The following is a 1,359-nucleotide window of genomic DNA, read 5'->3' as shown; positions in this document are numbered from 1 at the left end:
CAGAGGACGAAACGCGGGAGGGTCAGTCCCGGATCGGGCCCGAGATCGGGTCCAGGTGGTACGGGCGCATGGCGCGGGGCTGGTGCCGGTAGACGTGCACGCTGACGGCGGGGTCCGGTCCGTCGTTGCGCACTTCGTGGACGTAGCCGGGACCGAAGACGCGCGACTGGCCCTCCGACAGCGAGTGCAGTTCCGTCACCGCCCGGCCGTCGGACGCGCGCCGGGCGACGGTCTCGCTGAGCTTCCCGCTGACCACGGTGAACGCGCCCGCGGCGAACTCGTGGTCGTGCAGGTCGGCCTGCTGGCCGGGCAGCCAGCTCATCAGCCAGATCTCCTGGAGCTGATCGGCGTCGACGAGAGCGGAAAACCGCTCGTCGGGGTCGTAGCGCAGCAGGTGCCGCCAGCGGTCACGGTCCGCGGCGAACTCGAGCGCGACGCGCACCGGGTGGCGCAGGGCAGGGTTTTCGGGAATGACGAGCGTGTTGTCCGGGACGGCGAACATGAAGGAGTCCTCGCAAGAAGAAGGTGTCGAGCTGGGCCGGGGCTGGGGTTCACCGACAACAGCGACACGCGCACGCGACCGCACCAAGACCCGAGAGGCCCCGCGACACAGTCATCCCACGTGCGAACATGGCTTCAGCGAACCAGTGCCGAGCCCGGCGGTCAACCGATCTCATACCGTGGACCGTGAGTTCCGCACCTGACGACCATGCTGGCAGCACGAATCGGACGCGGTCTGTCGCGTTCTTGCGGTCTTTCTCGCGGACAGCGCCTAGGACCACTCGTGCTTCTGCGACCGCCCGAGCAGTTCGGCTCCGGCACGCCGCGGGTCGACCCCTTCGTGGCACACGCGGTGCATCGCGTCGGTGATCGGCATGTCGACACCGAGGCTCAGCGAGAGTTCCCTGATCGACGTGCACGACTTGACGCCCTCGGCGACCTGACCGCCGGTGGCCGCCAGTGCCTGCTCCAGCGTCTCGCCCCGGCCGAGCCGCTCGCCGAAGGTCCGGTTGCGCGACAACGGCGACGAGCACGTCGCCACCAGGTCTCCGACGCCGGCCAGCCCGGCGAAGGTCAGCGGGTCGGCCCCGAGTTTCGCGCCGAGTCGGGCCATCTCCGCCAGCCCGCGGGTGATCAGCGTGGCCGCGGTGTTGGCGCCCAGGCCCAGCCCCGCCGCCATCCCGCAGCTGAGCGCGATGACGTTCTTGCACGCCCCGCCCAGCTCGCAGCCGACGACGTCGGTGTTGGTGTACGGCCGGAAGTACTGGTTGAAGCTCGCCTGCTGGATCGCCTTGGCGTTGTCGTGGTCGGTGCAGGCGAGCACCGCCGCCGCCGGCTGCCCGAGCGCGATCTCCTTCG

Annotated in this window: 2 protein-coding genes; both read right to left on the bottom strand. The window is 70.1% G+C overall.

The annotated features are described in order from the left end of the window. Positions 1–22: 22 nt before the first annotated feature. Positions 23–502 (bottom strand): cysteine dioxygenase, encoded by a 480-nt coding sequence (locus B0293_RS06425; RefSeq protein ID WP_005167468.1) that lies wholly within the window; start codon positions 500–502, stop codon positions 23–25. Positions 503–772: 270 nt separating this feature from the next. Next, a partial coding sequence (locus tag B0293_RS44210; RefSeq protein ID WP_245820061.1) for an NAD(P)H-dependent glycerol-3-phosphate dehydrogenase occupies positions 773–1,359 on the bottom strand: 587 nt, incomplete at its 5' end.

Source organism: Amycolatopsis azurea DSM 43854 (assembly GCF_001995215.1).
GTDB classification, from domain to species: domain Bacteria; phylum Actinomycetota; class Actinomycetes; order Mycobacteriales; family Pseudonocardiaceae; genus Amycolatopsis; species Amycolatopsis azurea.
Note: the sequence above shows the minus strand (reverse complement) of the source record. Positions and strands in the feature narration are given on the sequence as shown.